Origin of the sequence: Riemerella anatipestifer, from assembly GCF_009932355.1 — a bacterium.
In the GTDB taxonomy this organism is placed as follows: domain Bacteria; phylum Bacteroidota; class Bacteroidia; order Flavobacteriales; family Weeksellaceae; genus Riemerella; species Riemerella anatipestifer_E.
Genome location: NZ_LEKU01000031.1, coordinates 1 through 3,161 on the forward strand (window position 1 = coordinate 1; position 3,161 = coordinate 3,161).

General features: G+C 36.3%; 3 protein-coding genes and 2 pseudogenes. 2 read left to right on the forward strand and 3 right to left on the reverse strand.

Annotation, left to right across the window (positions count from 1 at the left end; all coding sequences use genetic code 11):
* A pseudogene (locus GXW81_RS10040) lies at nt 1–97 on the reverse strand (IS982 family transposase); the annotation flags it as partial.
* A gap of 55 nt (nt 98–152) precedes the next feature.
* Here GXW81_RS10040 and GXW81_RS10045 point away from each other — a divergent pair.
* Together GXW81_RS10045 and GXW81_RS10050 are read left to right on the forward strand one after the other, a co-directional pair.
* Nucleotides 153–1,196: a hypothetical protein gene (locus GXW81_RS10045; protein ID WP_154212786.1), complete on the forward strand. Its 1,044-nt coding sequence runs from the start codon at nt 153–155 to the stop codon at nt 1,194–1,196.
* Nucleotides 1,197–1,261: 65 nt separating this feature from the next.
* The gene (locus tag GXW81_RS10050) at nt 1,262–1,648 is read left to right on the forward strand and encodes an HU family DNA-binding protein (protein ID WP_064969358.1); all 387 of its coding nucleotides are present in this window, start codon (nt 1,262–1,264) and stop codon (nt 1,646–1,648) included.
* A gap of 581 nt (nt 1,649–2,229) precedes the next feature.
* Here the strand turns inward: GXW81_RS10050 and GXW81_RS10055 are convergent.
* Complete coding sequence (locus GXW81_RS10055; RefSeq protein ID WP_014937180.1) at nt 2,230–2,805, reverse strand: PepSY domain-containing protein; 576 nt, start codon at nt 2,803–2,805, stop codon at nt 2,230–2,232.
* Nucleotides 2,806–2,990: 185 nt separating this feature from the next.
* A pseudogene (locus GXW81_RS10060) lies at nt 2,991–3,161 on the reverse strand (IS982 family transposase); the annotation flags it as partial.

A 3,161-nucleotide genomic window follows, 5' to 3' on the forward strand; every position in this document is an offset into this window, starting at 1 on the left:
TTTTAGGTGTTCTTCTCTGATAACTAATCAGTTGATTTTCTGAAAAAAGTCCTAAAACTTCCAAAATTCTTTCATATATTTGCTCTATGTTGTTCATTTATATCGTTTTATAGCAAAAACAATATACTGATTTTCAGTCTAATAAACAACTCTTGTTTTTTTCATTTCATAATGCACAACGGGTTATAGAAAGATTAACAGGGGGAAGAGTGAATGCTCTAAATGGTAGGGTGGATATTACTCAAGCTAATGTGGGGACTTTAAGAGGAATTGATGTTACTACTGGAAACTACGGTACTATCACATCTTCTTATGGAGCTAGGATAGCTAATTCAAGTAATTATGGAACTATTGGTAATATTTATGGTATTAATAATACTATAAGCTCACAAAATTCTGTTGGCGGTGTAGTTCCTGCTCACGCGGTAAAAGTAATGTATGGAATAGATAATGTGGTAAGTGTTTCAGAAAATGCTACGGTAGAGACAGGGACTAATGGTATTAGATCAGCATCTTATTTCCGTCAAAACAGCAAAAATCCGTTACATTATGGTATTTATAACTATAACAGAACTTATGCAGGAGCTAACGTAGATAAGTTATATGGAGCAAGGTATTTCTTTGTTAATGATGCTACAGCTACAATAAGAGAAATGTACGGTTTGTATATAGATGATGTAAATAAAGGAGCTACTAAAAACTATGCTATTTATACAGGTTTAGGAACCGTTCGTTTTGGGGATAATGTAGGTGTCGGCGTAGATACACCAGTAGAAAAACTAGAAGTTGCAGGTAAAGTAAAGGCATCAGCTTTTATGGGAACTAATGGGGCTACCCTTTTCCCAGACTATGTGTTCCAAAAATATTACACAGGAACTTCTAGCATTAAAGCAGATTATAGCTTTAAAACCCTTAGCCAAGTAGAAGATTTTGTAAAAACTAACGGGCATTTACCGGGGTATCAGTCCGCAGAAGCTATCAAAAAGCAAGGTTATATAGATATTATGGCAACTCAACTTACCAATGTAGAGAAGATAGAAGAACTTTATCTGCATAGTATAGAGCAAGATAAAGCTTTAAAAGCTCAAAAAGAAGAGTTGAAAGCTAAAGATACAAGAATAGAAACCTTGGAAAATAAAAATAAGGAATTGGAAGCTCGTTTACAGAAGCTAGAAGCCTTATTATTAGTAAAATAGTTAACCCTTTCCTTTGTTGTGTATTTCAATTTTTTGAAAGAACAACAATCATTAAAAATAGAATTATGGCAATAAAATTCACAGTAGTAGAAAAACCACAGCCTGGGGTAGCAGGTGGTGGCATTAAAAAATGGTATGCCCAAGCTGTAAGTGCAGGCGAGCTCTCCATAGACGATATGGTAAAACAAATAGAAAAATTCTCTGCTCTAAGTGAGGCGGATATCAAAGGAGTATTGGTTGCTTTAGAAAATGTAGCCCAAGAAGCCTTAGCCAATGGCTATATGGTTCGTTTAGAAAAGTTAGGCACCCTCTATCCTACCCTAAGCAGTGGCGGAGCAGCTACGGAGAAAGATTTTAATCAAAGCCTTATTAAATCGGTAGGCGTAAACTATCGCCCCGGTAAACGCATCTTAGATAGTATGACGGCAGCAGGCTTTGAAAAAATGAAGTAACCCATCCTATCTATACGCCTTAAAAAAACTACCGCAGGTTTCTCTTGAAACTTGCGGTAGTTTTGTATAAAACCTGCCGTGGTTTGGGATAAAAGTACAGCAGGTTTTTACATAAACTAAAGGTGGGGTTTAGTAATTTCAACTTGTCTTTGTATAAGCATTGGTAGTGGGAGCAAAACAGAAGTACTGTGTTAAGTTTGTTTCAAAACGATAAAGTGTATGTATGTCCTTTTGTCTTGAAACAAAAGGACGAAAAATTCAAGAGCAAAGGTTGGGTTTGTCTTCGACACGGGACAGCCCCCTGCTATTTGGAAGCTATCGCTCCCAATACCGCTACGGGGGCACTCCCTAAACTTACCTTTGCTCGGCAGACTGTTGATAATAGCTAAGTGGTTATAATATATAGTATATCTGACCTCTAAGCCCGACGGTGTAAAGTCCCTATCCATAGGCATTACAAAAGGAAGCGTCTTTTCGGGTAAAAGGAGGCTTCCTCTTTACCAATTAGAAGCCTCCTTTTAGATAAAATCAAGGCTGGTTTTACACAGAACCAGCCTTGATTTATTATAAGTGTTGGGATTTTATTGTCTGGCAGTCTTTCTCATTCTTTTAGGACCATACCAAAGCCAAAAGCCTGTAATCGTAAATATCAAAAGAGCAATCCCCATGACGGTGGTGTATATCAGTTTAAACGGACTGCCATCGGTTCCCAAATAAAAGTCGATAATGGAGCCATCGTGGATTTTTTCAAGATAATCCGACCGCCTCCGTTCAATATGCAATAGCTTTCCCGTAGAACCATCAAGCTGAACGCCCCAAAAATGATGACTGAATACAAACTTTACCATACCCTTATCCTTGCGAACATCTATCCTATCCAACTCAAGAGATAAGTCTGGCGAAATAGAATCGTGCAATATTTTACAAGCATTACGGTGCAGACTGTCCAACGGAAGCCAGTCTTTGAGTTCGGTGGAAGTACCTTTGTAGGATTTAGACAGAATAAACCCACCACTATGCTTTTTCCAACCCAACAGAAGCCCCGAAACGGATATAAAAAAGAAAAATACAAATAGTAAAGCTCCTGTTATCCTATGTATTTTTCTAAAATTCCTAAGTAGTGTAGCTTGTTTCTTTCTTTTGTCTTTCTGTATCATCTTTATCTATTTCACAATTAGTAAGCAAAATCTGGTCATTAGTCCCCCTAAAATCACTGGGACAAATATAACATAACTTTACAAAACCTGCTTCATCATAATAAAGATGCTTTCACCAGACCTAAAAAAAGATGAACAATTCTCCATTTTTATCCTTTTATATTTTATATAACTCGTTGTGCATTTTAAATAATACTGATTTTTAGATGATTTAATTTTCTTTGGAAGATAAATTTATTGATATATTGAATAACCGTTGCGGCGGTTATTTTACTGATTATCCTTGTTTTAAAGCCTTCAAAAGTTTTAGCATAGTTTCTTTTAATCATAAATTGGTCGCAAAGTTGAGAGAAAAA